The organism is Aeromonas ichthyocola, from assembly GCF_046087985.1.
GTDB lineage: Bacteria > Pseudomonadota > Gammaproteobacteria > Enterobacterales > Aeromonadaceae > Aeromonas > Aeromonas rivipollensis.
On sequence record NZ_JBJSWH010000001.1, the window covers coordinates 404,941 to 431,671 of the forward strand.

The window sequence follows — 26,731 nt, forward strand, 5'->3', positions numbered from 1 at the left end:
TGCTGCGAAAAAAGAGAGGGAGCAAGCTCCCTCCCCCCCATCAACCACCATAAATATCGTACTTGAAGTACTTCTGGTTGATCTCCTGATACTTGCCATTGGCCCGCAGGGTCTTGATCGCCTCGTCCAGCTTGGCCTTGAGATCCTGATCGCCCTTGCGTACCGCAATTCCCATGCCGTCACCAAACCACTGGCGATCGGTCAGGGCCGGCCCCACATACTCGAACTTGTCCCCGCCCGCCTTGCTGAGCAGCCCCTGATCGATGGCCGAGGCGTCGGCCAGCAAGGCCAGCACCCGGCCCGCCTTCAGATCGAGATAGGCCTCATCGGCATTGCCGTAGCGCACTATGGTGACATCGGAGCCAAAGTTATCCGTCAGGTACTTGTCGTGGGTGGTGGCACGCTGCACACCTATGCGCTTGCCTGCCATCCCCGCCGGGGTCAGCTCCAGCGTTGTGCCCTTGGCCGCCACGAAGCGGTTGGGAATATGGGCATATTTCGCGGTGAAATCCACCTTCTTGCGCCGCTCGTCGGTGATCGACATGGCTGCGATGATCCCGTCGTATTTGCGCGACAACAGGGCCGGGATCATGCCGTCCCAATCCTGCGCCACCAGCCCGCACTTGACGGCCATCTGCTGGCACAGGGCATTGGCGAGATCGATGTCAAAGCCCTTGATCTCCCCCGACGCATCGGTCCAGGAGAAGGGGGGATAGGCGCCCTCCACACCGAAGCGCACGGTTTTCCACTCCTTGGCCATGACGGGGGTGGTGAGCAGGCAGGCAGCAAAGAGGGCTGACAGGGTCAGTTTGGTATTCATCATGAGTACTCCATTACATAGAAAGCGCACAGGCGCGGTCAAGGCATCGCAAGCCTGGGCAAGCGATGGCCAACAAACGGCAAAACGCGGATGAGCGAGATCACGCCCCCATGGGTATCAATGATCGACAGATATCAATGATCGGCGGGTATCAATGATCGACGGGCGTCAATGAGCTGCTCCGGGGCCTCGATCTATTCGTCGAACCACTCGGAGAGGTAGAAAGGCTTGAAGTAGAAGGCCAGAAAGAAACCTCTGGCTTTGCGCATCATGATGGTTTGTCGCGTCCTGTGACAAAGATGAAAGCCACCTTAGCACGCCCCAAATTTGCCCTGCAAGAGGGGCTTGCAGGGCCATCGCAAAATCCTGACCATGGCCAACAGAACCAGGATCCTCTAGGCTCTGAGCACCTTGTCATCGACCTGCCAACGACCCTGATCCCATGAACTACCTGGCGCACCTCCATCTGGCGGCCCACACCCGAAGCTCCCTCACCGGCAACCTGCTGGGGGACTTCGTCAAGGGGCCACTGCCCAGTGGCCTCGCGGCCCCCTTCGATGAGGGGATCTGGCTGCACCGCAAGATAGATGCCTTCACCGATGCCCACCCCGAGCACAGGGCGGCGGTCGCCTGCTTCGAGGCACCCTGGCGCCGCTTTGGCGGCATCCTGGTGGACATGCTCTACGACCACTGGCTGAGCCACCACTGGCAACAATTCAGTCAGGATCCCCTGCCCCGCTTCCTGCAGCAGAGCTATGGCCAGCTGCTGGCGGATCACGCCCGCCTGCCGGAGGGGCTGCCCATGGCCCTCAAACGGATGGCCGAGCAGGACTGGATCGCCTCCTACGGACGCCGGGAGGGACTGGGTCAGGCCCTCAACGGCATAGGCCGGCGCCTGCGTCGTCCCCTGCTGCTGGGGGAGGCGCTCCATACCCTGGATGAGGGCCGCTGGCGCGACTGTGAGCTGGGGTTTCTGCGCTTCTATCCCGAGGTGATGCGCTTTAGTGAGGGGCAACTCACCCACTACCGCGCGGGCCAGGGCGAGGCCGGTTCAAGACAATAAAAAACGCCCCGAGCGGGGCGTTGAGAGGGAGGTATTACTGCACTTCATCCTTTTTCTTGCGGATGCTGAGGCCAAGCTCACGGCCGCGCTGGCGGGCGTAATAGATGGTGCCGACGAAGGCCAGGGTGGTGAACACCAACTCCACCACCGCCAGCCACCGCTCCCCTTCATCCGTGGTGATCAGGGTCAGGGCGTGGAGGAAGTAGGGCATCAGCACGAAGTTGCCCCAGGCGTGGGTGTAGGGGTTACCCTGCACTATGCCCTTCAGGGGGAACAGCAGCGGCACAGTCCAGATCACCGGCAGCAACCAGGGGTTGAGATCCGGGTGGGGCGAGAGCCACAGATGCCAGAGGATGACCCAGGCCAGCAGGCCGAAGAAGCCGACCAGGGTCAGCAGACGGGCGAAGCGGGTGCTCACTTGAGGATCTCCAGCACCAGCTCGGGCGGGCGGCCGATGCGGGCCTGACCATTCTTGATGACGATGGGGCGCTCGATGAGCTTGGGATGCTGGTGCATGGCGCGAATGAGGGCATCGCCGTTCACATCAGCCAGCCCCAGCTCCTTGTAGAGATCTTCCTTGGTGCGCATCAGCTGGCGCGGATCGGCAAAGCCCAGCTGGCCCAGCAGGGTGCGGATATCATCCTCGCTCGGCGCCTGTTCCAGATAGAGCACCACCTCGGGGGCTACCCCGTGCTGTTCCAGCAAGGCCAGGGTTTCACGGCTCTTGGAGCAGCGCGGGTTGTGATAGATTTGGGTCTCGCTCATGGTAACTCCCTGATATTGCAAGATGGGACAACAAATGGCGCTATTGTAGGGGAAACGGATGGGCAGGGTAAGCGGGAGGGCTGTGGAAATGAAACGAATATGTTGGCTGATTGTGGCCGCCCTGCTGGGCGCCTGCACGCCGGCCCCCCAGTTCATCGACGGGGCGGGCAAAAAACTCAGCCTTAGCGCCCTGACGGGCAAGCCGCTGCTGGTCAACTACTTCGCCCCCTGGTGCGCCCCCTGCCTGCGGGAGATGCCCCTGCTCGCAACGCTGCACCGGGAGGGGCAGATAGGGGTGATCGCCATCAACTATGATCCCGCCTCCCCCGGCGAGCTGGCCGAGCTGGCCCGCCGCTATCAGATAGCCGTGCCCCTGATGGTCCCCTTCGATGAGGCCAGCCTCCCCTTCCCAAGGCCTGGCGCACTGCCCACCAGCTACCTGCTCGATGACAAGGGGCAGTTGCAAAAGACCCTGGTGGGGGAGCTCGATGAGCACAAGCTCGCCGCCCTCCGGGCCTGGGCCGCCACACAAGCTTCCTCGGCACGGCCCTGATGGCCCCATGACGACACGGGGTGCACCATCTCTGGTGCACCCCGTTGCATGCAGGCGTGGTCAGCCGGACTAGCCCTTCAGGCTGTCCAGATCCTTCTTCGCCCGCTCCAGCTGGGTGATGCGCGCCTCTATGCGGGCCAGGGTCAGCTTGTCGCTGGTGGTGCCACGGGCCACGATCAGCTCGTCGATGGCCGCCTGGTAGTCACCGCGCAGGGAGAGGGTCTCCGCCCGCGCCATGTGCAAGTCCGTCATCCTTCCCGCCTTGCGATAGGCATCCGACAGCAGGCTCCAGGCCAGGCTGTTCTCGTCGTGCTCCCGGGCGTAAGGATCCAGGATGGCGATGGACTTCTTGTAGTTGCCCGCCTCCAGATAGGCGTTGCCGAGGTTGACCACTACCACCTCGTTGTCCGGCATCCGGGTGCGGAAGCGCTCCAGCCGGGCGATGGCCTGGGCGCTGCGCCCCTTGGCGAGATCGATGTCGGTCAGGGCATCCACCACGAAGAGATCTTCCGGATGGCGGGCGGCCAGACTCTGCATCAGGGTATCGGCCTCGTCGGTGCGCTTGAGCTGCAGCAGGGCCAGCGCCTTGCCATAGGTGGCGGCGTCTTTGAGGGGGTAGTCCCCCTTCTGCAGGCGGCTGTCGAAGTAGGTGAGCAGCGCCTGGGGGCTCTCTGTGCCATAACGCACCTGGATGCGCACCTTGGCCAGCCAGAAATCGAGGCTGGGGGGCAAGGCGCGGCGGCCATAGCTGTTGGCGCGGGCGCGGGCTTCGCTGATCCGGGTCTCCGGCAGGGGGTGAGTCAGCAGCATCTCGGGCGGCTTGCTGGCGTAACGGTACTCCGCCGCCAGTTTCTGGAAGAAGCTGGCCATGCCCATGGGATCGAAGCCGGCGTCATAGAGCGTCTTCATGCCGATGCGGTCCGCTTCGTATTCGTTGTCCCGGGTATAGTTGATGGCCGACTGCATGGAGAGCCCGAGGGTGGTCTGCAGCGCGGCTATACCTGCGGTGGGGTTGATCACCGCCAGCGCAATGGAGCCCACCAGACCGGCCAGGGTCATGGCCGAGCTGCTCGCCTGCGCCTCCATGTAGCGGGCTATGTGGCGCTGGGTCACGTGGGTGATTTCATGAGCCAGCACCGAGGCCAGCTCGCTCTCGTTGTCGGCGTAGAGGAAGAGGCCGGTGTGGACCTTGACCCGCCCGCCGAGGAAGGCGGCCGCGTTGATGCTGGGATCATTGATGAGGAAGAAAGTAAAGGGGAAACGCACCCCGTCGGCATTGGTGAGCAGGCGCTGACCCAGATCGTCGATGTATTCGCTCAGCACGGGATCATCGATGATGGGCAAGCCCGCCCGGGCAAACCGCATGAAGGCATTGCCATAGCGCACTTCCTGCTCGATGGGCAGGGCGGCAACCCCGGCGGTGCCGATGTCGGGCAGCTGGTTGTTCGCCTGAGCCTGAAAGGTCGCGCTCATCAGGGATATCAGCAGGGGAAGCGATGCCATCAAGGGGGAAAAACGGGCCACAGTATCTCTATCTCCATCAGAAAGGGCCTCGGCAGAATACCCTTGCCCATCAAGGGCTACAAGCGTTGTTTCATGCTCTTATCACGGCCATAATAGCGGCCATCTGCGTGATGGAGCCCCCATGGAATATCTCGACCTGACCCCCTGGCGCTGTCCCGAGCCGCTGATCCGGCTCAAGCTCTGGTTGCGTCAGGCCAACGCCGGTCAATCCCTGTCCATCCGGCTGGCCGATGCGGGCTCCCGGCAGGATATTCCGGCCTATCTGCAACGCCAGGGTCATGCCTGTCACGTTGCAGCAAGAAGCCGGACAAATACCCTCTCTTTGCAGTTGGTTGTCGGGGCAAAGCACCACGGCAAGCCCCAGTAACCAAAGGATGTCGTCATGTTAGAAGTATTCAAGCGCTGGTATCAGACCCGTTTCTCCGACCCCGATGCCGTCACCCTTTTCCTGCTGCTGGTGTTCTGCTTGCCGTGCTCTGGCTGTTTGGCGATCTGCTGGCCCCCCTGCTGGTGGCGCTGGTGATGGCCTATCTGCTGGAGTGGCCGGTAAGCCGGCTGCAAAAAGCGGGGCTGTCGCGCACCCTGGCCACCAGCGTCATTCTGCTGCTCTTTATTGCGGTAGCAGTGATGGCCTCCTTGCTGGGTCTTATCCCGACGCTGGTCAGTCAGGGGATCAATCTGGCCAAAGAGGCGCCGGCCATGCTGACCCATGCTCAGGATTATGTGCGCACCCTGCCTGACAAATACCCCGAGCTCATCGACGTCACCCTGGTGGAGACCATCATCGACAACATCCGCCAACGCATCCTCAGTGGCGGCGAGCATCTGGTGAGCGCCTCCCTCAGCTCCCTCATCAACGTGGTGGCCATCCTCATCTACGCCATCCTGGTGCCCCTGATGGTGTTCTTCATGCTCAAGGACAAGCAGGTGCTGATGGGCGGCCTGCGCCGCTTCCTGCCCCGCAATCGCACCCTGGTCAACCGGGTCTGGGTGGAGATGAACGATCAGATCATCAACTACATCCGCGGCAAGGTGATCGAGATCCTCATCGTCGGGGTGGCGACCTACATCCCCTTCGCCCTGATGGGGCTGCGCTACTCGGTGCTGCTGGCGGTGGCGGTCGGCTTCTCCGTGCTCATCCCCTACATAGGGGCGGTGGCGGTGACTGTGCCCGTCGCCATGGTGGCCCTGTTCCAGTGGGGGCTGACCCCGGACTTCGCCTGGCTGATGGTGGCCTATCTGGTCATTCAGGCGCTGGACGGCAACCTGCTGGTGCCCCTGCTCTTCTCCGAGGCGGTCAACCTGCACCCTGTGGCCATCATCATCGCCGTGCTGGTGTTTGGCGGGCTCTGGGGATTCTGGGGAGTCTTCTTCGCCATTCCCCTGGCGACCCTGGTGAAAGCTGTGCTCAACGCCTGGCCCAAGCGGGACGAAATGCCCAGTGCCGCGAAATAACCTGCTTCCCCTGCAATCGTGACAACGGAGTGTCCATGATATTTTTCCGTCAAATCAGAGCGGCAGGGCTAACGGCCCTGCTCCTCGCTGCCGCCATGCCAGCGCGTGCCGATATCGATCTTGGCTCCATGGTTCTGCTCACCAGCGACAGCCCTACCAGCCCGGTGCCACAAGGGCTTTGTCGCCGGTGCGGCGCTCATCGGGGGACAGGCCCGCTATGAAGCGCAGGACAACGCCCTCTACGCCATCCCGGGCTTTATCTACTTCGGCGACGACTTTATGTTTCTGGGAGATCGGGCCCGCTACTACTTCCACAAGGATGAGAACGTCGCCCTCTACGGCTATGGCCGGGTCCGTTTTGGCAATCTGGATCCCGAGGACTCCCCCGCCTTCAGCGGCATGGAGCAGCGAAAATGGCAGCTGGAAGGCGGGATCGGTGGCAACATCATCACCCCCTACGCCCTGCTGACCGTGCGTGCCAACAGCGATGTCACCGGCCGCAGCAAGGGACAGGAGCTGCTGCTGTGGGCCGACTTCCCCATCCTGCGCGACAACCTGCTGATCATGCCCGGCATGGGGCTGATGCTGCGCAGCGACAAGATGGCCAACTACTACTTCGGCGGCATCTCCGGGAGCGAGGCCACCGCCCAGCGCCCGCCTGGGATACGGGCACCACCCTCTCCCCATGGCGGCCTCATCACCAGCTACCGCTTCAGCCCCAACTGGATTGGCATGTTTGCCATGAACTACGAATTGTATGATCGGGACATCAAAAACAGCCCCATCGTCCAGCACGACGGCGAGCTCTATGCCGGTTTTGCGCTGGGCTATATCTGGTAACAGTTATGAATCGAACCGTGAGACACGAACAAACAAAAGGGAGCCCTCGGCTCCCTTTCACGACCATCAAGCTGTCGTACAGCCTGCAGCCAATTCAGGCTTACAACGCCGCCAGAAACTCGGTCAGCTGCTGATTGATGAAGGCGGGATTTTCCAGCGACGAGATGTGGCCAGCCGCCGGGATCTCCCTGAACGGGCAACCCAGCACCTCGGCCATCAGATAGCCCTCCAGCACCGGGCGCGCCTTGTCCTCGCAGCCGGTCATCACCAGCGCGGGAGTGGTGATCTCTTCCAGCCACTCGATGCGATCTTCGCGGGTCACAAAGCTGCGGCCCACCGCCACCATGGCGGCCACCTTGTCCGCTGGCCAGGCGGCCAGACGCGCCTTGAAATCCGCCATCAAGTCGGCATCCGGCTCATGGGCAAAGAAGAGCGGCGCCACCTGTTCGATGATGGGGGCCGGCACGGTGCCGAGCTGCTCGATCATCGCCAGCATGCCGAGGTAGCGCTCGCAGGTGATCTGCGGTTCCGAGGCCGACGAAGCTGTCCATCAGCACCAGGCCCTTGAGGCGGCTGGTGCCATCCTGCCAGCTCCACGCCCCACATGCCGCCGATGGAGAGGCCCACCAGCACACACTCCTCGATGCCGAGGGCATCGAGCAGTGCCAGGTGATGCCGGGCCAGGGTCTCAAGGGAGCAGGGGCCTTCCGGCACGGGGTCGGAATCCCCGTGGCCCCAGAGCTCGGGCACTATGCAGCGGTACTGGCCCTTGAGCGCCTCGACTTGTGGCGCCCACATGGCACTGTCCCACAGGTAGCTGTGGCCAAAGAGCAGCACAGGGCCCTGCCCCTCGTCCAGATAGGCCATGCGGCGGCCCGCTATCTCCATAAAATGCTTCATGTTATCTCCTGTTGCCAGCTGCCGTTGATGAGACGGCAGTGCAAATCGCCATAAAGGGCTTGATGTTTTTGCTATTGCCAGCGGCTGATAAGGCGGCAGTGTAAATCGCCATAATTGGCTTGATGTTTTTTCTGTTTCTGCTGTTCATGGGGCGGCAGTGTAACACGCCCCTTGGCAGTGGCGCCTCCCTGGTGCAAGCTGGAAGTGACTCAAAGAGTCACCCCAGAAAGGACTCAAACAGGAGAAGATCATGCCGAAGGAAAAGAGCAAGAAACGCCCGCGCCTGGACAAGAAGACCTATGAACACCACCTCACTCATCTGCAGGAGGAGCTGGTCAAGCTGCAGGAGTGGGTCAAGCAGGAGGGGCTCAAGGTGGTGGTGCTGTTCGAGGGGCGCGATGCCGCCGGCAAGGGGGGCGTCATCAAGGCGATCACCGAGCCCCTCAACCCCCGGGTCTGCCGGGTCACCGCCCTGCCCGCCCCCTCGGACAGGGAGCGCACCCAGTGGTACTTCCAGCGCTATGCCGCCCACCTGCCCTCGGCGGGCGAGATGGTGCTGTTCGATCGCTCCTGGTACAACAGGGCCGGGGTGGAGCGGGTAATGGGCTTTTGCACCGACGCCGAATACCGCGAGTTTCTCCGTGCCTGCCCCGAGTTCGAGCGGATGCTGACTCGCTCGGGCATCACCCTCATCAAGTACTGGTTCTCGGTCAGTGATGAAGAGCAGGAGAAGCGCTTCAAGGAGCGCATCAACACCCCCATCAAGCGCTGGAAATTCAGCCCCATGGACTTGCAGTCCCGCTCCCGCTGGGTGGAGTACTCCCGCGCCAAGGATGACATGTTCACCTACACGGATACCGAGGACAGCCCCTGGTTCGTGGTCGATGCCGACGACAAGCGCCGTGCCCGCCTCAACTGCATCGCCCACCTGCTCGGCAAGGTGCCCTACGAGGCGATCCACTACGAGCCCATCAAGCTGCCCCCCATCAAGACAGAGGGCTATGAGCGCCCGCCCCTGGCCAGCCAGAACTTCGTACCCGACATCACCGCCGAGCTCTAAGCCTTCACCCCGGCACCCCGCCTGCCCGGTTTCCCACAGGGCAGGCAATAAAAAGCCGGTCATTCGACCGGCAAAAAGGCATTGAATACTATGGAAACCTGCACAACAACACCATCAGGTGCGGATATATCTGGCGGTACGGGGGAACGCCTGCTCCTTGACATCGAACAGGTAGCAGGCCTCGGCCGGAATGCCGACGCTGTACTCCTGACCCGTGGCCACGTCCACATCCGAGCTGGCCTTGACGGTGAAGTCGTGGCCATCCACGTCCATGTAGACAAAGGACTCTGCCCCCAGGTGCTCTGCCACCTGGACTATGCCGCTCACCTTGCTGTCGGCGTGGGCGTGATCCAGCGGCACCAGGTGCTCGGGACGAATGCCCAGCTCCACCTTGTCACCGACGGCGCCACTGCGGGCATCGACCCGGGCACGCACTGTGTCGCCGGAAGTCAGCTTGACCACGCACTCCTGCTCGCCTATCTCCAGCAGCTCCCCCGCCAGGAAGTTCATCTTGGGTGAGCCGATGAAGCCCGCCACGAACTTGTTGTCCGGGTTGTGGTAGAGCTCGAGCGGCGTGCCGAACTGCTCCAGGTTGGTGGTCGCCTCGCCCTTGAGCGGGCTCAGCACCACGATGCGGTTGGCCAGGGTCATGGCCTCCACCTGATCGTGGGTCACGTAGATGATGGTGGAGTTGAGCTCCTTGTGCAGCTTGGCGATCTCGATGCGCATCTTGACCCGCAGGGCCGCATCCAGGTTGGACAAGGGTTCGTCAAACAGGAACACCTGGGGTTGCTGTACGATGGAGCGACCTATGGCCACCCGCTGGCGCTGACCGCCGGAGAGGGCCTTGGGCTTTCTGTCCAGCAGGGGTTCGAGGCCAAGGATCTCGGCGGCACGCATCACCCGCTTGTGGATGTTCTCCTTGTCCATCTTCTTGAGCTTGAGGCCGAAGGCCATGTTCTCGTAGATGTTCATGTGCGGGTAGAGGGCGTAGGACTGGAACACCATGCCCACGTTGCGCTCCACCGGCGGCACGTCGTTCATGTAACGACCGCCTATGGTCAGCTCACCGCTGGTGATGTCCTCCAGCCCTGCGATCATCCGCAGCAGGGTGGACTTGCCACAACCGGACGGGCCGACGAAGACGATGAACTCCCCTTCCTTGATGGCCAGGTTGATGTTGCGCAGCGTGTCCTTGTGGACAGCCGGATCGTAGTTTTTGCGAACGTTGTTGAGTACTACTTCAGCCATGACGAGCTCCGCTCTGAAATCTGTGCAAATCGTGATAGTCGGGGGAGCACTCCCCCGGCCATTAAAACCTTAACCTTTCACACCGCCTGCGGTGAGACCACCAACTAACCAGCCCTGTGATTGACCATCAGGAACACTTTGGTGCTGGCTGCGTGGCGCCACTTAACCTTTCACACCGCCCGCGGTGAGGCCACCGACCAACCAGCGCTGCGCCATCAGGAACACCACTGTGATGGGCAGGCCGGACAGCACGGCGGCTGCGGCGAAGTCACCCCACAGATAGTTCTGCGGATAGAGGTATTGCTGGGCACCGACCGCCAGGGTCAGGTTGTTCACATCCTGCAGCAGGATGGAGGCCACGGGCACCTCGGTGATGGAGCCGATGAAGGCCAGAATGAAGACCACCGCCAGTATGGGCACCGACAGGGGCAGCAGGATCAACCTGAATGCCTGCCAGGGGGTCGCCCCATCGATGGCCGCCGCCTCTTCCAGGGAAGAGTCTATGGTCTCGAAGTAGCCCTTGATGGTCCAGACGTGCAGCGCTATGCCGCCCATGTAGGCCAGGATCAAACCGCCGTGGGTGTTCAGACCCAGCCAGGGGATGTAGTCGCCAATCTTGTTGAACAACGCATAGATGGCCACCAGCGCCAGCACCGCCGGGAACATCTGGAAGATCAGCATCCCCTGCAATATGGTCTGCTTGCCACGGAACCGCAGACGGGCAAACGCATAGGCACAGGTGGTGGAGAGCACCACTATCATCAGGGCCGTGATGCCCGCGATCTTGATGGAGTTCCACAGCCAGGTCAGCACAGGGAACGGCGGTGGCGTTATGCTGCCATCGGCGTTGGTGATGGACATGCCAAGCGCCAGTTTCCAGTGATCCAGGGTCGGGTTGGAGGGGATTATCTCCCCCACCGAGAAGTTGCCGTTACGGAACGAGATGGCGATAACCATGATCACCGGGAAGATGATCAGCGCCAGGAAGCCCCACATGACCAGGTGGGTTGCCCACACCCGGTATTTCACTGATTTGGGTTGTACGATAGCCATTGAGAAGCCTCCTTACAGCTTGTCCGCTTTGGACAATTTCAGGTTGAGCAGTGCAAGCGCGCCGACGATCAGGAAGATGGCGGTGGCGATGGCACTGGCCAGACCGTAGTCCTGACCACCCGAGCCCTGGAACGCGATCCGGTAGGTGTAGTTCACCAGCAGATCCGTGGTCCCGGCCGGGGTACTGGCCCCTATGATGTCCGGCGCCCCGTTGGTCAACAACTGGATAAGCACGAAGTTGTTGAAGTTGAAGGCAAAGGATGCAATCAACAGGGGGGTCAGCGGCTTCATCAGGAGCGGCACTGTGATCTTGAAGAAGTTCTGTACCGGACCCGCACCGTCCATGGCGGACGCCTCATAGAGATCTTCCGGGATGGCCTTGAGCAGGCCCATGCAGAGGATCATCATGTAGGGGTAGCCGAGCCAGGTGTTGACGATGAGGATCATCACCTTGGCCAGGAAGGGGGTGGTGTACCAGTCCGGCTTGATGCCGAACGCCGCTTCCAGGAACAGGTTGATCTCGCCGAAGTTCTGGTTGAACAAGCCCTTGAACACCAGGATGGAGATGAACGCCGGTATCGCATAGGGCAGGATCAGCATGACCCGGTAGAAACCGCGCCCCCTGAGTTGCTCCCACTGCACCAGGCACGCCATCACCATGCCGATGGCCAGGGTGAAGGCCACGGAGCAGGCGGAGAAGATCACCGTCCAGACGAAGATCTGCATGAAGGGACCCTGGATACCCGGGTCTGTCATGATGCGGACGAAGTTCTTCCAGCCCACGCTCACCACGAAGCCAGGGGCCATGCCCTTGCCGACGAAGTGACCGTCAGCATCTATGTACTGATAGAAGCCGGTATCGCCGTTGGGCAGCATCAGCTCGCCGTTCTGGTTGTCCCGCAGCAGGTTGCCGTCCTTGATAACGACACCGGACTTGAGCACGGCCCCGTCAACCAGCTGGGTATAGAGCGGCTTTTGCGCCGCAAACTTGCGCAGGCTGCTCAGGGTCAGGTGGATGTTGCCATCCGGCAGTACCAGATCCAGGGCACTCAGGTGAGTGCGGTGATCGACGATGGCACGTATGGGTGCCGCCTGGTCGAGCGCTTCCCCGTTCAGGGGTTGCAGCTGAACAACCTGTGGCTCGTCACGGACCCGTCCTTCACGGACGGCCAGGGTACGCGCCTTGTTGTTCAGCAGGGTAAGGGGTTGACTGATAAAGGATTGGTCGTCCTGTTGCAGCAGCAGCTGAAACTGATTGTTCTCACCACCCAGGAGGGTGAAATCGAATTCACCGCCAGTCACCTTATAGATTTTTTTCAGATGGAAATCCCGTGCCTGCTCGAGAGAGAGCAGGTTGGCACCCGAGTAGTTGGTGAAGGCGATGCCGATCGTGTAGGCAAGAGGGAAGATGATAAAAACAACCATGCCTGCCACACCGGGGAAGATATAGCGGTGGGCATAGGTCTTCTTGTTCATGAAGACATAGAGACCGACAGAAACGACCACCAGATCGAGCAGGGCAAACACCCACTCGCCGCTGGCATACATCATCACGGCCGCATAACCATTAAGCACTGCAATCAGTGCCGCCATGGTCCACTTCAGCCAGACGTACTTGTCTTTCTTCGGACCGGCATAGGATTCGATAGAAGGTACAACTTCCATGCCAATTAACCTTTATTGCGCCAAGAGAGATTGGAGAGAGTGGGAGGCCCGAAGGCCTCCCTGGTGCTAGCTTACTGGACGATGCGCTTGGCAGCGGTATCCAGGGCTTCGTCAACGCTCTGACGGCCAGAGGTGACGTTCTTGAGGGCTGTTTCGAAGGAAGACCAGAAACGGCTCATCTCAGGCACGGACGGCATCGGCTCGCCATTCTGGGCGTTCTGCATGGTGGCCTTGATGTTGGCATCGGATTCCAGAGTCTTCTGGAAGGACTTCAGTGCCACGGCGCCCAGCGGTTTGTCGGCGTTCACCGGTGCCAGACCGGCGTCGGTCAGCAGGTAGTTTTCCAGGAACTCGATGGCCAGATCCTTGTTCGGGCTGGCGGCGTTGATGGTGGCACCCAATACGCCAACGAAGGCTTTGGCCGGCTTGCCGTTCAGGGTCGGCAGCGGCGCTACGCCGTACTTGATGCCGCTCTTGTCCAGGTTGCTCCAGGCCCAGGGGCCATTGATCATCATGGCCACTTCGCCCTTGTTGAACTTGGCATCCATCACACCGTAGTCGATGCCCTTCTCCAGGTGACCGGACTTGATCATCTCGGAGATGTAGCCCACACCGGCCTTGGCGCCTGCGTTGTTCACGCCGGTGTCTTTCACGTCATAACCGGTAGCGGTCTTCTTGAAGGCGTAACCACCGTTGGCAGCCACCAGGGGGTAGCTGAAGTAGGGGGTGTCATAGGCCCACATGATGGCGCGCTTGCCACTCTTCTTCAGCTCTTCGTCGATCTTGGCGATCTCTTCGAAGGTCTTGGGCGGGTTGGGCAACAGATCCTTGTTGTAAATCAGGCTGACGGCTTCGACCGCGACCGGGTAGCCATAGGTCTTGCCATCGACTGCCATGGCGTCCCAGGCGAACTGCTCGAACTTGGCCTTGGTGGCGGCGTTCGGCGTCACTGGCACCAGCAGACCGGCCTTGACCCACTCACCGTAACGGTCGTGAGCCCAGAAGAAGATGTCCGGGCCGTTGCCGGTGGCGGCGGCTTGCTGGAACTTCACTTCTACCTGGTCCGGGTGCGCGACGGTCACCTTGATGCCGGTCTCGGCTTCAAACTTCTTGCCTACTTCGGCCAGGCCGTTGTAGCCCTTGTCACCGTTGATCCAGATGGTCAGCTGACCTTCGTCAATCGCAGCAGTGGCTGAACAAGCCACACCCAGGGTAGCCAGACCGATCAGGGATGACAGCAATTTCTTTTTCATGAGCCTTTCCTTGTATTAGTTCCGCGCTGTAAGAGCATTGTGTGCGAGATGAATATTATCCCAAGCCTGCAACGCCTCACATGACACGCCTCGCATTTTTGAAATGCAATTACGTATTTTCTTCCAGAAAGTTATGAAAACATTTTCTTATTTCAGCGACTTATCGGGATTTATCGCCATATTTTTGGCCTTGCATGGAAAATTAATTACCAAAAAGAAATAAATTTACACCATTGAAAGGGGTTTCACCCCATTGAAAACCCTTTCAACTCCATTATTTTGTTTAATGTGTTAACAAAAGTACCAAGCCGGATTCCAGGTTCATCTCCCCCTTAAATAAAAAGGCACCGGAGCGAACTCCGGTGCCTTTTTGCCAGAAATGGTGACTGGATCACATTATGACTGGCGCAGCAGCTGATCCTTGAGGTTGGGCGGCACGCCACGTATGGTCAGGGTGTCGGTCTGGGGATCGTAGAAGACCCGACTGTTCAGCAATTTCTGCTCGAAGCTGAGGGTCAGGCCGCCACCCGAGCCGACAAACTTGGTCAGACCGCGCAGGGTGGAGCGATCGGCCGGGAAGCGATCTTCCAGCTCATATTCCTGACCGATGAAGCTGTAAAAATCGAGATCGCCATCGCCAGGCAATTCCGCCGACAGCTCCTTGATTTCGATCTCTTCACCGGCGCTCGCCTGCTCGGTGCAATATTTGAAGACCTGCTTCTTGTAATCATTGCGCTCCGCGGGTTCGAGCTGGCGGCTGTCGCAGTAATCGTCCACCGCCTGCAGCAAGCCTTTATTTTGTACCTTGGCATCCATGCCCTCGCGGGCACCCAGCAAATCCATGAAAAAGTCCCCCAGCTTGCGACCGACCCGCCCCTTGCTGAAGGTGATATAACGGCGAGAATCTGCTTGCGTTTTCCATTCGGTCAGATCGATGCGGGCCACCAGGTTGAGTTTGCCGATATCCAGGTAATGGATGTGACGCAGGTCCAGCGCCTCGCTGACGGTGACGCTCTCCTTGCCCTCCAGCAGGGCAATCATCAGATAATCGACCCCGACATAGTTGTATTTGGCAATCAGCAGCACGCCCTGCTCGTCCAGGGCATGCTCCACCAGCTGCTTGACCAGCATCTGGGTCAGGGTGATAGAGAAGGGGACGAATTCGGTCTGCTCGCCAAGCAGCTGTTCGAGGGCGATGCGAAAGGCCGGAGACGGCTGCTTGGGAGCCTCTTCACCTTCTGCCAGCTCGGCGACGGCGGCTTCCGGGTCGGCAAAGAAACCGAAGCCCTTGCCACCCTTGCCGTTGTAGATGCGATGCAGTTCTGCCATCAGCCCTTGCACCGCCTCGTCGGCAGGCAGAGTCTGACTGCGGGTATCGGCGTGCGGCTGACCGTCATTGCCGGCGCGCAGGGAGTGAAGAATGATCTTGTCGATATCGAGACTCATGTCACAAAGCCATAGTGTTAGCCGAAAGGGTGAAGTATTATAAGGCGCTTTGAACCGAGATGAACCCAAGATTATGCCCATCGTATCAAAGTACAATAACGAGCAGTTTGACGCCCTGATGAACGACCTGATCACCGCCCTGGAGAAACACAAGGCGCCGGTGGATCTCAGTCTCATGGTGCTTGGCAACCTGACCACCAACATCATCAACGGTATGGCCCCGGCCCAGCGTCAGGCGATCACCGAGAAGTACATCCAGGCGCTCACCGCCTCGGTGGATCATCGCCACGATGCTCACTGAGTTTCTTCGCATTCTTTGATGTTTTTCAAGCAGATGGATCATTATGGTCGAAACCGGCAACCCCTATCGTGATAACGTCTCTCGCCTGATCACCTGGGGGCATTGGTTCTCCTTCTTCAACATCATCCTGGCCATGCTGATCGCGACCCGCTATCTGGGTTCCATCAGCTGGCCATCGACCACGCTCGGGGTCACCTATCTCATCATCAGCTGGATAGGTCATTTCTCGTTCCTGAGCTTCGTCACCTATCTGCTGACCGTCTTCCCCTTGAGCTTCGTGCTGCCCAGGGAGAAGCCACTGCGCTTCATTTCGGCCATCATCGCCACCCTGGCGCAGGTGCTGCTGCTCATCGACACCCAGGTCTTCCAGCTGTTCAAGTTCCACTTGAATGGTCAGGTGTGGCAACTGCTGCTGGATCAGGCCCAGACCGAAGAGGGCTCTATCTGGAGCATCATCTTCGTCGCCGTGCCCACCATCTTCCTGCTGCAACTGCTGCTGTCGGCCTATGTGTGGCGCAAGATCAACAAGCGTAAACGCCGCCAGTACGGCAATCAGGTAGGGCTGGCCCTGCTGGTCTGCTTCATGCTGACTCACCTGGTCAACAGCTGGGCCGATGCGACCCTGTATCAGCCCATCACCATGCAGCGCGCCAACTTCCCGCTCTCCTACCCCATGACAGCCCGAAGCTTCCTGGCCAAGCATGGCTGGCTCGATCTCGAGCAGTATGAGAAGAAGGCCGAGAACCAGGGCAGCGCCGAGCATCGTCTGCTCTATCCCCTGCGCCCCCTCAGCGTGAGTGCGCCGAGCGAGCACAAGAACCTGCTGGTGGTGGTGGTCGACTCCCTGCGGGCCGACATGCTCAACAACATCAACATGCCCAATCTGCAGCGCTATGCGGATCAGCACCTCAACTACAGACGCCACATGAGTGGCGGCAACGATGACGCCATGGGGATGTTCGGCCTCTTCTACGGGTTGCCCCGGCCACTACTATGGCGACATCCGTGCCGACAAGCGCCCGCCGGTGCTGTTCGACGAGATGCTGCGCCAGGACTACCAGTTCGGCCTGTTCGGTGCGCTGGAAGACGCCAAGCAATATCAGCAGAGCCTGCTCGCCGGCCTGCGCAAGCAGGTGTTTGTCTCCCGCCAGAGTGATGACACTCGCCTCATCGGCGACTGGCAGCAGTGGCTTGGCACCCGCACCGCGGACAGACCCTGGTTCTCTCTGGTCTATCTCTCGAGCCCGGGCGATTATCAGGTGCCCGCCAGCCTCAAGGGCCCCTTCCAGCCCGAGCTGACCCGGTTCAACCCGGCCACCGCCTATAGACCCGAGAACCTGCAAAAGCTGGAGAATCGCTACAAGAACTCGGTGTTCTACACCGATCAGCTGCTGGAGCAGATGCTCTCCCAGCTGCAGCAGCAGGGGCTGAGCGAACAGACCATAGTCGTCATCACCTCCAATCACGGCCAGGAGTTCAACGAAACCCAGAGCAACAGCTGGGGCTATGGCAGCAACTACTCCCCCTATCAGGTGCAGGTTCCCCTGGTGCTCGCCTGGCCCGGGGTCGAGAGCCAGCCACAGGAGCAGGCAAGCAGCCACCTGGATCTGGTGCCGACCCTGATGAAGGGCATGCTGGGGGTACGCAACCCCCCTCGCGACTACAGCACGGGGCGCAGCCTGTTTGACACCAGCCCGCGCACCTGGCTGCTGGCCGGCGATCAGAATGACTTTGCCATCTATCAGGACAACACCATCACCCAGTTCAACAAACAGGGTGACTTCGAGCTGCTGGATCGCAACACCTATCGCCCCATCAAGCACGGCACCCCGGATATGGGCGCCATGATCCAGGTGATGAACGAACTCAACCGCTTCTATCGCACCCCCTAGGTGCTCTGATGGATCCAATCAGCCCGCCTTCTCGGCGGGCTTTTTATTGTCTCGAGATCCAGTCGGGACGCCCTCTTCCCCTCCACCGGCCAGTGCCATTCGCAAACGTATGCCCTGCAACTACTGACTCTTCTCTCAAAAAACCTCAGTCCGATCAAGATCATAAAACAAAGATGATAATGATTATCAATCGTTGATACAGAGGGATTCATCTGCAATAATCCGCGCCCTTCAGGCTTAAATAAAAATCATTATCAACAATGAAAACACTGCTTCACTACTGGCCCATGCTGCTGTCCGGTACAGCCCTGGCCGCCAGCGATCCCGCCGGGACAGATCCCGAACCCAGGGCCCACGAGACCATAGTGGTCAAGGGGCAGCGCATCGAGCAGAAGCTGTCCGATGTCTCCGGCTCCATCACTGTCATCACGGAAGAAGAGCTGGATCGCCAGGTCGCCACCGAGCTCACCGATGTGTTCAAGAACGAACCCGGGGTCTCGGTGACCGGCTCCGCCGGTCGGCCGCAAAACATCATCATCCGCGGCATGGGCGGCAACCGGGTGCTCATCATCAAGGATGGGGGGCGGGTCAGCGACGGCTTCGGCGCCGACGACCTCAACGACAAGGTGGGCCGTTTCAGCTTCGATCTCGATGACGTCAAGCAGATCGAGGTCGCCAAGGGTGCCGGCTCCTCCCTCCATGGCTCCGACGCCATCGGCGGTACCATAGTCATCTCCACCAAGCAGCCGGAGGACTACCTGCAGGGGCAGGATGCCTATCTCGGCGGCAAGGTGCTGCAGGATGGCAGCAGCGACAAGCAGAAGCTGAGCGCCACCGGCGCCGCCCGGGTGCTGGATAGCGAGCACCTGCTGCGGGTCTCCGGCTGGCAGGGACACGAGACCGCCAACTATGACGAGAGCCGCATCCCGGCGGATCTGGACGGCCTCAGCGCCTCCACCAGCTCCCGCTTCCCGTTAAGCGATCACCACCTGCTGCGCCTCGAGCTCGACTACTTCGAGGACAATGCGAAGCGGGATCAGGGACCGCGCGAAGTACCCCAGCCCGACGGCAAGTGGCAGGTGCGCCAATACAATGAGCAAGGCAGCCAGCGCACCCAGGGGGGCAAGCTTGGCTGGGAGGCCAGCGATCTCGGCAGCCTGCTGGCGGATCAGTTCACCTGGAGCCTCTATGGCAACCACTCCAAGAACAGCGCCAACAAACGCAGCCTGCTGCAAAACGACCTGCTGAGCGGCTATCCCCGCTACCGCAGCGAGCGGGAGCTCTCGACCTTCACCGAAGACCGCGTCGGCAGCGAGCTGGACGTGCGCCGGGATCTCGTCACCGGCGACCTTGTCCACAAGCTGAGCTACGGCGTCGAGCTGGAGCGTACCCGCCACGAGCGGCCGGTGGAGAAGCTGAGCCTGGAGGCGGGCGTACCCCAGCCCAGCCAGTCCGAGCCCTTCAGCAGTGCCCGCACCGACCGGGCCGGGGTCTGGCTCGGCGACGTGGCGACCCTGGGCCGGTGGCAATTCACCCCCACCTTGCGCATGGATCACCAGTGGCTGCGCCCGCAAGATGGCAATCAGGGCGAGAACCACAGCTGGCATCTCTCCCCGAGCCTGGCCACCAGCTACCGCGTCAACGAGCAGTGGCGCAGCTGGCTCAGCTATGCCAACGGCTTTCGGGCTCCCTCCTACGACAAGGTGTACGGCAACATTCCCCACTACTTCGCCCTGCCGCCGTTCCAGATCATCGCCAACACGGATCTGAAGGAGGAGACCAGCCACAGCTTCGAGTGGGGTTTGAGTGGCGAGGGGGAGAGCTGGAGCATCAAGCCGGCCCTCTTCTACAACCGTTACTACAACTTCATCGACTGGCGCGAGGTGGGGCTGCGCCTGAGTGACGGCGTCATACTTCGCCAGTACCGCAACGTGGCCAAGGCCGAGACCTGGGGGGCGGAAATCGCCGCTAGCTACTGGCTGACCCAGGAGTGGGAGCTGGCCACCAAGCTCGGCTGGGTCGATGGGGAAGACAGCCAGGGCGAGGCGCTGCGCACCCTGACGCCTCTCGAGGGCAACACCCGCCTGAGCTACCAGACCAATGACTGGAGCCTGGGGGTGCAGGCAGACTACGCCGCCGCCATGGACAGGGTGCCCAGCTGCGGCAACAGCCTGACCAAGAGCCAGGATGCCTGCCTCACCAGCGCGGGCTGGTTCAGCCTCGCCATGACGGCGGACTGGCTGATCACCGATGCCCTCAAGGTCAACCTCAAGCTCGATAACCTGTTCGACACCCGCTACACCCGCTATCAGGATGTAGCCGGGCTGGAAGCCGGTACCGACGCCGGACTCTTCACCCAGAGCGGCCGCACCTTCAGTGCCAGCCTGCGCTACACCTTCGTGGGGATCTGATGCACAGCCTGCTTCTACTGGCCAGCCTGCTGGCCACCCCGGCCCCTGCCGCCCCGCTTCCTGAGGCAACCCAGGAGGCCGCGCCCCTTATCCCCGAGCGCCCACAGCTGATGAAGGGGGAGATAGCCCGCCTCGATCCCTATGGCGGCTGGCGTGACGACAGTCGCCGCGCCCCCGAGCTGCTAACGCTGCTGCGCGAGCAGAACCGCTGGACCGAACAGCAGCTCGCCGGCCAGCAGCCGCTTGCGAAGACGCTGCAAGCCGAGTGGCAGACCAGAGAGCGGGGCGAACCTCTGCCAGAGGAGTGGCTGACCGAGGCCGGCAGCCAGTGGCGCATGGCGGCGGACGGCAGCCTGTGGCAGCGCAGCGACGCAGGCTCCGCCCCCCGCCAGCGGCTGGCCCCCCGTCAACCCGACCAGGGTTACTACGAGATTGCCGCCTGGGCCCTGCACCCGGATGGCCGCCTGCTTGCCCTGGCCGAAGACAACCGAGGGGACAGGGACTACCGCATCACCGTGCTGGATCTGGCGAGCGGCGAGACCCAGGCCACCCTGGCACACCGAACCGCCGACCTGCTCTGGAGCCTGGATGGCAAGACCCTCTATACGGTCGCCAACGAGCGCCACACCCTGCGCCCTTGGCAACTGTGGGCCTGGCAGGCAGGCAAGGAGGCGCTGGTGCACCAGGAGGCCGATCCCGCCTGGCTGCTCAGCCTCTATCGCACCACGGACAAGCGTCACCTCATTTTGCAGAGCAACAACCACGACAGCTCGGAGCAATACCTGCTGGATGAGGGCGGCCCCACCCTGCTCAAGCCCCGTGAGCGCGGGCTCGAATACTATCTGGATACCCAGGGGGACAGGGTGCTTGTCAAGAGCAACCGGGACGGGGCCATGGGTCTCTATCAGGCGCCCAGCCTGGCTCAGGTAGCGAGCGGGCCCTGGCAACCCCTCTGGTCAGGCGAGGGCCGTGAGCTCGAAAAGTGGCGCCTGTTTGCCCACCACACTGTGCTGCAATACCGCAAGGCCGGGGACGACTGGCTCGATGTGCTGGATGCAGGCGGCAAGCTGACCCACAGCCTGGCGCTCACCGAAGGGGCCGGCACGGCCTGGATCCAGGGTGCCCACGACCCCGCCAGCGGGCAGATCCTGATCCGCCGCCAGGGCATGGCCGAGGCGCCGCACCAGCGCTGGCTGGATCTGGCCTCCGGCACCTGGGGCCAGGAGCAGCCGGCCTCCTCCTCTCCCTACCGGAGCGAGCGGCGCTGGGTGGTCGGCCGGGACGGCGTCCGGGTGCCTGTCTCCCTGGTGTGGCGCAAGGACATTCAGGCCCCCAAGGCGCTGCTGCTCTACGGCTATGGCGCCTACGGCACCCCCATGCGCCCCTACTACCAGCCCCAGGTGCTGAGCCTGCTGGATCGCGGCTTCGTCTACGCCATTGCCCATGTGCGCGGCGGCGGTCTGCTGGGAGAGGCCTGGTACAAGGAGGGTCGCGGCCAGCAGAAGCAACACAGCGTGGACGATTTCCTGGCGGTGGCAGAGAGCCTGGCCCGGGATCCCGCCATCGATCCCGCCCGGCTGTTCGCCATGGGCGGCAGCGCCGGCGGTCTCTTGGTAGCGGCTGCCCTCAATCAGGCGCCGACCCGATTCGCCGGGGCCGTGCTGCAGGTGCCCTTCGTCGACCTGCTCGGCACCATGCAGGATCCCGAGCTGCCCCTCACCCGCCAGGAGTACGGGGAGTGGGGCAATCCGGCCATCCCGGCCGACTATGCGGCCATGCGCCGCCTGAGCCCCTACGACAACCTGCACGCGGCCCCCTACCCGCCCCTCTATGTGACGGCCGGGCTGCACGACAGCCAGGTGCCCTACTGGGAGCCCCTCAAGTGGCTGGCCCGCCTGCGAGCCCACAGCACAGGGGCCGGCCCCTATCTGCTGCACACCGAACTCGAGGGGGGCCACCTGGCCAATCCCCGCACGGCCGAGCTGCGCGCAGCCCGGGAGTATGCCTTCCTGCTCTCCCTGGCGGGGGTCCGTCACTGATGCCCCCATTCACCTTTTCTGTTTTGGAGTCACCCATGAAACCCTCCTCCCTGGCCCTCTGGCTGGCGGCAACCCTGCTCTCACAGCCCCTGCTGGCGGCCGAGCTGCAGTTTGTCGATGAACAACCCCTGACCACCACGCCCCAGGCCTGGCTGGAGCAGCGCCTCGGCGTGACCCTCGCCCCCGACTACGACAGGGCCAGCCTGCTCGGCCACCACCATAGCTTCCGCATGCTGGTCAACGGCCTGCCGGTGGCCACCACCCAGGCCGCCGTCAGCATAGACAGCACCGGCAGACCCTGGCGCCTCTATCACAATCTGCGCCCCCTGCAGAGCGCAGCGCCCGGCTGCGATGCCAGCACCAGCCTGGATCCCCTGCTGGACTTGCTGCGCGCCGACGGCAACCAGATAGCGCCGCTGGGACAGGTCGAAGCCTGGTACTGGCGTGACGGCGACACCCTGGTGCCGGCCCTGCGCCAGCGGGTGAGCGAGCACAAGGCGGGCAATGCCAAGGCCAGCCGAGTCCAGCTGTTTGCCAGTTGCGACGGGGATCGCGAACTTGGCCGCTGGGGGGATCAGGCAAGCACCCAGGCGGTGCGTACCCCTGAGGCGGGGGATCAGCGGGTCCTGGCGCGGGTGTTCGATCCCGATCCCCGCACCCAGCTGCAAGACGCCAGCCTGGTCTGGCACCAGGCCCTGGTGCTGGCGGATGCCGCCTATCAGGACAAGGTGGAACTGCCGGTCACCCTGCTGGGCACTGACTATGTGCTGAGCGGCCCCCATGCTCGAGTGGTGGATGCCATCGAGCCCACTATTGCCCCCTACGGGGCAGACAACCAGCAGGCCTTTCGCCTGACCCGGGACGATCCGGGCTTTGCCGACATCAACGCCTACTACCACCTGGACCTGGCCCAGCGCCACCTCAAGGCGCTCGGCTTCACCGACCTCATCCCCGGCGCCCTCGACATCGACACGGACGCAGGCTATCAGGACAACTCCCTCTACGATCCGTTCGAGCGCAGGCTGGAGCTGGGTCGCAGCGGCGTCCCCGATGCCGAGGATCCCATGGTCATCTGGCACGAGTTCGGCCACGGCGTGCAGCACCACATAGTGCCGGATCTCGGGGAAGAGGGTGACTGGGGCGCCATCGGCGAGGGCTTCGGCGACTTCCTGGCCGCCAGCCATCGCCAGCGCAGCGAGGCGGGCCGCCAGTTCGAGCCCGCCATTGTGTTCAACTGGGATGCCCGCTTCACCGACCGCACCCCGCGCCAGCTGGACGATGCTCGGGCCCGCTACCACCCGGACTACAACTACCCGGCCCACCGCACCATCAACGGCAGCAACGGGGATCAGCTGTGGGGCACACCGCTGTTCCAGGCCCTGCTGGCGTCGGTGGCCGAGCACGGGGAAGGGGCGAGGGACGAGTTTGACCGCGTCATCATCGAATCCCACTTCGGCTTAGGCCCGGCCATCCGCATGCCACAGCTGGCCCGCATCACGGTGGACACGGCAGCCCGGCTCTACCCGGCCCGTCACTACGCCAGCCATCTGGAGCAGGCCTTCCGCCAGCACGGCCTGTTGCAGGCGCCCGTCAACATAGCCCTGGCCGAGGGCAGCGCCCTTGTGCTGGATCAGCGCCAGTCGGTGCAGTTGAACTTGAGCAACCCCGGCAGCAGCCCGGTGACCCTCAACGCCCTGACCCTGTCCCTGCCCGCCGGCTTGCAGGCCGATCCCCTGGCCTGGTCAGCGACCACACTGGCGGCCGGCGCCAGCACCATCGCCACCCTGCGGCTGCTGGCCCAGAGCCCGCTGGCCTGTGGCGACGAGGTGAGCCTGCCGATAAGCCTCGCCATGAGCGGCACCAGCCCGACCGAGCGTCAGTGGCAGCAGTCGCTGACCCTGCCCATAGGTACCCCCGTCATCAGCCGGGCCAACGGCCAGCCGCTGGCCCTCAAGGATGCCCAGAGCGAGGAGGTGCGCGGCATCAGCGAAACCAGCCTGGTGCTGGAGAAGAGCGACGCCCGGGTGAGCGATCGTTTTCAACTGAACCTGGACTTGCAGCACCAGGCCCTCGATGAGCTGGAGATCTGGCTCAACTCCCCCTCAGGCACCCGCATCCAGATCTGGGACAAGGGGTACAGCCCGTTGCCACGGCTCAAAGGGGTCTTCCCCACCGAGCTGCTGCCCCTGCAACCCTTCACTCCCCTGGTGGGAGAGCCGCTGGCCGGTCGCTGGACCCTGGAAGTGGTGGACAGCAAGCCGGGCAATCAGGGGCGCATCAACGGCTGGAGCATCAGCCAGCGCATCGGCGCCCAGTGTGGTGAGCCCGTCGCCCCGCCGGATGACGGCATCATCCACTTCAACACCGCGGACAGCAGCGGGGGCGGAGCCCTCAACCTGCTCTGGCTGCTACCGCTGGCCCTCTGGCGCCGCCTCTGCCGTCGCACCTGATCCATCCCTATAAAAGCAAAGAGGGGCCAAGGCCCCTCCAAGGACAAGAAATGAAGATGAGAATGACCCCGCTGGCCTGCCTGCTGGCCCCCCTGCTCAGCGCCTGTGGTGGTGGCGAGTCCGACGATGCGCCCCTGACGCCCCCCGACTATCGCCTCACGGTCCAGTTGCCAGCGACGGGTACCCTGTGCGCCAACCTGAACCAGAACGACAGTTGCGAGGCCGGTGAACCCGCGGTCAGTGGCGAGGCGGGTGCCCGTCAGTTGAGCGCCAGCGCCCCCGGCCTGCTCACCAGCCCCTTGCTGTTCATCCCCCAGGATCCGGGCGCCCTGACCCTGACCCACCCGGCGGCGCGCCTGGACGATCAGACCCTGACGCCCACCCCCTTGAGCACCCTATTGCAGACCCGGGTCGCGGACGGGCTGCCGCCAGCCCAGGCCCTGACCGAGCTGCTGCGCGCCCTGGCGCCCCTGCAACCGGGTCAGGGACTCGCGGCCCTGGCGCAACTGGAAGGATTCAATGGCGCCCTCGGCGAGCTGGCCCTGGCGGCGCGCGCTGACGTCGCCACCCTGCCCGGTCTCGCCGAGGGCGAGCGCCTGCGCCAGATCTGGCAGGGGCTGGTCACCCTGCTGCCCGAGCTCGCCCAGCACTTTGCCGCCAGCCCCGAGCTCCTGAGCCAGCAGACCCGGCTCGCCGCCGTGCTGCAGCAGCAACCCCGGGCCCTGGTGACCGCCGGCGGCGTCACCACCTACACGGACGGGGTGGATTACCTGCTGACCCAGGAGCCTGCGGATCACCCGGGCCAGGAGGCGAGTCTGGACCAGGCGCCCCTGCGCTATCGCAAGCTGGACGGCAAGGGGCAGCCCCTGGCGGACAATGCCCCCGACTGGGAGTGCGTGGAGGATCTCAATACCGGCCTCATCTGGGAGAAGAAGCTCGATGATGCCGACAGTCCGCGGGATCTGCACAGGGTCTTCGCCTGGGCATTTGGCAACTATCACCCCAGTCAGGCGGAGCTGGACTATGCCTGCCCCCAGGGGGAGGCCATCTGCTCCACCGAGCAGTATCGCCAATGGCTCAATGCGCAGCGGCTGTGCGGCATAGGGCACTGGCGTCTGCCCACGGCCCAGGAGCTCGGCAGTCTGCAACACTACGGCTCCCTCGCCCGCCAGGATGGCCAGCTGGTCAGCCTGGATGTGCGCTACTTCCCCGACGTCGGTCCCTCGAGCGGCGACTTCGATGGCAGCTACTGGACCCAGACCCTGACCCCGTCCCGGCGCCTAGAGAGCGTCCCCATCGCCGTCATCAGCCCCCAGTTTCTGGGGGAGGATGCGGGCACCGATTACCCCTATGGCGTCCAGAACGAAAATGAAATCAATGCCATACAACTGCGCCTTGTGGCCGAGGTAACCCGATGAACAAGTATCTTCTGACCCTGCTGCTCACCCTGTGCAGCCCGCTGGCACTGGCCATCGCCATCTGCGACGACACCATGCCGCGCACCAGTCCCAGCTCCCGTTTCCTGGATCGCGGCAACGGCACAGTCACCGACCGGGCTTCCGGCCTCACCTGGATGCGCTGCCAGCTCGGTCAACGCTGGCAAAATGGGAGCTGCAGCGGCGAGCCGACCCGGCTCTACTGGCAGCAGGCCCTGCTGACCGCAGAGCGGATCCGCACCGAGCCGAGCCATGCCCTCCACGGTTTCGGCGGCCACACCGATTGGCGCCTGCCTACCATCAAGGAGCTCATCAGCATACTGGAGTCCGCCTGCTACAAGCCGGCATTGAACGAGACCCTCTTCCCCCGCGCCATGGCCGGTGACGGCAAGGAGGTGAACGACGGCTATGTTTACCTCTGGTCCTCGACCCCGGTACCCGCCAGCAAGGGGGTCGCCTATCTGGACATCACCAGTGGCGCCGTCGGCATGCGGGCCCCCGGTTCCTGGGCGAAGCAGGTGCTGCTGGTAAGGTGAGCCGTCCGGGCGGGGACT

General features: G+C 62.6%; 20 protein-coding genes and 3 pseudogenes. 13 read left to right on the forward strand and 10 right to left on the reverse strand.

What is annotated here, in order from left to right:
• Window positions 1-40: 40 nt before the first annotated feature.
• On the reverse strand, window positions 41-823 hold the full coding sequence (locus tag ACF2JD_RS01815) for a lysine/arginine/ornithine ABC transporter substrate-binding protein (RefSeq protein ID WP_440986641.1): 783 nt from the start codon (window positions 821-823) through the stop codon (window positions 41-43).
• 439 nt (window positions 824-1,262) lie between these two features.
• Here ACF2JD_RS01815 and ACF2JD_RS01820 point away from each other — a divergent pair, with 439 nt between their 5' ends.
• Window positions 1,263-1,883, forward strand: coding sequence for an acyl carrier protein phosphodiesterase (locus ACF2JD_RS01820; protein ID WP_168235396.1), 621 nt, complete (start codon window positions 1,263-1,265; stop codon window positions 1,881-1,883).
• A 34-nt stretch (window positions 1,884-1,917) separates the two neighbouring features.
• On the opposite strand, the gene ACF2JD_RS01825 is transcribed toward ACF2JD_RS01820, so the two are convergent.
• Together ACF2JD_RS01825 and arsC are read right to left on the reverse strand one after the other, a co-directional pair.
• Window positions 1,918-2,301 (reverse strand): DUF2069 domain-containing protein, encoded by a 384-nt coding sequence (locus tag ACF2JD_RS01825; RefSeq protein ID WP_111912780.1) that lies wholly within the window; start codon window positions 2,299-2,301, stop codon window positions 1,918-1,920.
• On the reverse strand, window positions 2,298-2,648 hold the full coding sequence (gene arsC / locus ACF2JD_RS01830) for an arsenate reductase (glutaredoxin) (protein WP_139746228.1): 351 nt from the start codon (window positions 2,646-2,648) through the stop codon (window positions 2,298-2,300). Before arsC ends, ACF2JD_RS01825 begins: the two co-directional genes overlap by 4 nt.
• Before the next feature lie 58 nt (window positions 2,649-2,706).
• Between arsC and ACF2JD_RS01835 the strand changes: the two genes are divergently transcribed.
• A complete protein-coding gene (locus ACF2JD_RS01835; protein WP_168235397.1) occupies window positions 2,707-3,201 on the forward strand; it encodes a TlpA family protein disulfide reductase in 495 nt (164 codons plus the stop codon).
• A gap of 69 nt (window positions 3,202-3,270) precedes the next feature.
• Here ACF2JD_RS01835 and bepA read toward each other — a convergent pair whose 3' ends face one another.
• Window positions 3,271-4,725: a beta-barrel assembly-enhancing protease gene (gene bepA / locus ACF2JD_RS01840; RefSeq protein WP_353852474.1), complete on the reverse strand. Its 1,455-nt coding sequence runs from the start codon at window positions 4,723-4,725 to the stop codon at window positions 3,271-3,273.
• Window positions 4,726-4,846: 121 nt separating this feature from the next.
• On the opposite strand from bepA, the gene ACF2JD_RS01845 reads away from it, so the two are divergent.
• The 3 genes and pseudogenes from ACF2JD_RS01845 to ACF2JD_RS01855 all read left to right on the forward strand — a co-directional run bounded on the left by ACF2JD_RS01845 (window position 4,847) and on the right by ACF2JD_RS01855 (window position 7,020).
• On the forward strand, window positions 4,847-5,092 hold the full coding sequence (locus ACF2JD_RS01845; RefSeq protein ID WP_440986642.1) for a sulfurtransferase TusA family protein: 246 nt from the start codon (window positions 4,847-4,849) through the stop codon (window positions 5,090-5,092).
• 15 nt (window positions 5,093-5,107) lie between these two features.
• Window positions 5,108-6,180 (forward strand): annotated as a pseudogene (locus tag ACF2JD_RS01850) (AI-2E family transporter).
• Window positions 6,181-6,300: 120 nt separating this feature from the next.
• Complete coding sequence (locus tag ACF2JD_RS01855; RefSeq protein ID WP_440986643.1) at window positions 6,301-7,020, forward strand: MipA/OmpV family protein; 720 nt, start codon at window positions 6,301-6,303, stop codon at window positions 7,018-7,020.
• Window positions 7,021-7,120: 100 nt separating this feature from the next.
• Here the strand turns inward: ACF2JD_RS01855 and ACF2JD_RS01860 are convergent.
• Window positions 7,121-7,920: pseudogene (locus tag ACF2JD_RS01860) on the reverse strand (alpha/beta fold hydrolase).
• Window positions 7,921-8,170: 250 nt separating this feature from the next.
• On the opposite strand from ACF2JD_RS01860, the gene ppk2 reads away from it, so the two are divergent.
• On the forward strand, window positions 8,171-8,980 hold the full coding sequence (gene ppk2 / locus ACF2JD_RS01865; RefSeq protein ID WP_106887274.1) for a polyphosphate kinase 2: 810 nt from the start codon (window positions 8,171-8,173) through the stop codon (window positions 8,978-8,980).
• Window positions 8,981-9,094: 114 nt separating this feature from the next.
• Here ppk2 and ACF2JD_RS01870 read toward each other — a convergent pair whose 3' ends face one another.
• The 5 genes from ACF2JD_RS01870 to yejK all read right to left on the reverse strand — a co-directional run bounded on the left by ACF2JD_RS01870 (window position 9,095) and on the right by yejK (window position 15,648).
• Window positions 9,095-10,231 carry an ABC transporter ATP-binding protein gene (locus ACF2JD_RS01870; RefSeq protein ID WP_111912768.1) on the reverse strand — a complete coding sequence of 379 codons (1,137 nt, stop codon included), beginning with the start codon at window positions 10,229-10,231 and terminating at the stop codon, window positions 9,095-9,097.
• A gap of 162 nt (window positions 10,232-10,393) precedes the next feature.
• Entirely contained in the window at window positions 10,394-11,284 is an 891-nt protein-coding gene (malG, locus tag ACF2JD_RS01875) for a maltose ABC transporter permease MalG (protein WP_025326477.1), read from the reverse strand.
• Between the two features lie 12 nt (window positions 11,285-11,296).
• The gene (malF, locus tag ACF2JD_RS01880) at window positions 11,297-12,949 is read right to left on the reverse strand and encodes a maltose ABC transporter permease MalF (RefSeq protein ID WP_106887276.1); all 1,653 of its coding nucleotides are present in this window, start codon (window positions 12,947-12,949) and stop codon (window positions 11,297-11,299) included.
• 71 nt (window positions 12,950-13,020) lie between these two features.
• A complete protein-coding gene (gene malE, locus ACF2JD_RS01885) occupies window positions 13,021-14,202 on the reverse strand; it encodes a maltose/maltodextrin ABC transporter substrate-binding protein MalE (protein ID WP_106887277.1) in 1,182 nt (393 codons plus the stop codon).
• 396 nt (window positions 14,203-14,598) lie between these two features.
• Window positions 14,599-15,648, reverse strand: coding sequence for a nucleoid-associated protein YejK (gene yejK / locus ACF2JD_RS01890; RefSeq protein WP_163157045.1), 1,050 nt, complete (start codon window positions 15,646-15,648; stop codon window positions 14,599-14,601).
• 73 nt (window positions 15,649-15,721) lie between these two features.
• Between yejK and ACF2JD_RS01895 the strand changes: the two genes are divergently transcribed.
• The 7 genes and pseudogenes from ACF2JD_RS01895 (at window position 15,722) to ACF2JD_RS01925 (ending at window position 26,713) form a co-directional block, all read left to right on the forward strand.
• Window positions 15,722-15,949, forward strand: a complete 228-nt coding sequence (locus ACF2JD_RS01895; protein ID WP_011705556.1) for a YejL family protein — start codon at window positions 15,722-15,724, stop codon at window positions 15,947-15,949.
• 43 nt (window positions 15,950-15,992) lie between these two features.
• Window positions 15,993-17,841 (forward strand): annotated as a pseudogene (locus tag ACF2JD_RS01900) (DUF3413 domain-containing protein).
• 260 nt (window positions 17,842-18,101) lie between these two features.
• Window positions 18,102-20,252 carry a TonB-dependent hemoglobin/transferrin/lactoferrin family receptor gene (locus tag ACF2JD_RS01905; protein ID WP_440986644.1) on the forward strand — a complete coding sequence of 717 codons (2,151 nt, stop codon included), beginning with the start codon at window positions 18,102-18,104 and terminating at the stop codon, window positions 20,250-20,252.
• Window positions 20,252-22,291 (forward strand): prolyl oligopeptidase family serine peptidase, encoded by a 2,040-nt coding sequence (locus ACF2JD_RS01910; protein ID WP_440986645.1) that lies wholly within the window; start codon window positions 20,252-20,254, stop codon window positions 22,289-22,291. Before ACF2JD_RS01905 ends, ACF2JD_RS01910 begins: the two co-directional genes overlap by 1 nt.
• A gap of 35 nt (window positions 22,292-22,326) precedes the next feature.
• Window positions 22,327-24,741, forward strand: a complete 2,415-nt coding sequence (locus ACF2JD_RS01915; protein WP_440986646.1) for a proprotein convertase P-domain-containing protein — start codon at window positions 22,327-22,329, stop codon at window positions 24,739-24,741.
• A 62-nt stretch (window positions 24,742-24,803) separates the two neighbouring features.
• Window positions 24,804-26,159 (forward strand): Lcl domain-containing protein, encoded by a 1,356-nt coding sequence (locus ACF2JD_RS01920; protein WP_440986873.1) that lies wholly within the window; start codon window positions 24,804-24,806, stop codon window positions 26,157-26,159.
• Window positions 26,156-26,713 carry an Lcl C-terminal domain-containing protein gene (locus tag ACF2JD_RS01925; protein ID WP_139745137.1) on the forward strand — a complete coding sequence of 186 codons (558 nt, stop codon included), beginning with the start codon at window positions 26,156-26,158 and terminating at the stop codon, window positions 26,711-26,713. The genes ACF2JD_RS01920 and ACF2JD_RS01925 overlap by 4 nt, the downstream gene beginning before the upstream one ends.
• Window positions 26,714-26,731: the final 18 nt, after the last annotated feature.

Excerpts from the sequence above, each read along its gene's own strand:
- ACF2JD_RS01815 (WP_440986641.1), bottom strand. The coding sequence starts at position 823 with ATGATGAATACCAAACTGACCCTGTCAGCCCTCTTTGCTGCCTGCCTG.
- ACF2JD_RS01820 (WP_168235396.1), top strand. The coding sequence starts at position 1,263 with ATGAACTACCTGGCGCACCTCCATCTGGCGGCCCACACCCGAAGCTCC.
- arsC (WP_139746228.1), bottom strand. The coding sequence starts at position 2,648 with ATGAGCGAGACCCAAATCTATCACAACCCGCGCTGCTCCAAGAGCCGT.
- ACF2JD_RS01835 (WP_168235397.1), top strand. The coding sequence starts at position 2,707 with ATGGGCAGGGTAAGCGGGAGGGCTGTGGAAATGAAACGAATATGTTGG.
- ACF2JD_RS01845 (WP_440986642.1), top strand. The coding sequence starts at position 4,847 with ATGGAATATCTCGACCTGACCCCCTGGCGCTGTCCCGAGCCGCTGATC.
- ppk2 (WP_106887274.1), top strand. The coding sequence starts at position 8,171 with ATGCCGAAGGAAAAGAGCAAGAAACGCCCGCGCCTGGACAAGAAGACC.
- ACF2JD_RS01870 (WP_111912768.1), bottom strand. The coding sequence starts at position 10,231 with ATGGCTGAAGTAGTACTCAACAACGTTCGCAAAAACTACGATCCGGCT.
- malG (WP_025326477.1), bottom strand. The coding sequence starts at position 11,284 with ATGGCTATCGTACAACCCAAATCAGTGAAATACCGGGTGTGGGCAACC.
- malF (WP_106887276.1), bottom strand. The coding sequence starts at position 12,949 with ATGGAAGTTGTACCTTCTATCGAATCCTATGCCGGTCCGAAGAAAGAC.
- malE (WP_106887277.1), bottom strand. The coding sequence starts at position 14,202 with ATGAAAAAGAAATTGCTGTCATCCCTGATCGGTCTGGCTACCCTGGGT.
- yejK (WP_163157045.1), bottom strand. The coding sequence starts at position 15,648 with ATGAGTCTCGATATCGACAAGATCATTCTTCACTCCCTGCGCGCCGGC.
- ACF2JD_RS01895 (WP_011705556.1), top strand. The coding sequence starts at position 15,722 with ATGCCCATCGTATCAAAGTACAATAACGAGCAGTTTGACGCCCTGATG.
- ACF2JD_RS01905 (WP_440986644.1), top strand. The coding sequence starts at position 18,102 with ATGAAAACACTGCTTCACTACTGGCCCATGCTGCTGTCCGGTACAGCC.
- ACF2JD_RS01910 (WP_440986645.1), top strand. The coding sequence starts at position 20,252 with ATGCACAGCCTGCTTCTACTGGCCAGCCTGCTGGCCACCCCGGCCCCT.
- ACF2JD_RS01915 (WP_440986646.1), top strand. The coding sequence starts at position 22,327 with ATGAAACCCTCCTCCCTGGCCCTCTGGCTGGCGGCAACCCTGCTCTCA.
- ACF2JD_RS01920 (WP_440986873.1), top strand. The coding sequence starts at position 24,804 with ATGACCCCGCTGGCCTGCCTGCTGGCCCCCCTGCTCAGCGCCTGTGGT.
- ACF2JD_RS01925 (WP_139745137.1), top strand. The coding sequence starts at position 26,156 with ATGAACAAGTATCTTCTGACCCTGCTGCTCACCCTGTGCAGCCCGCTG.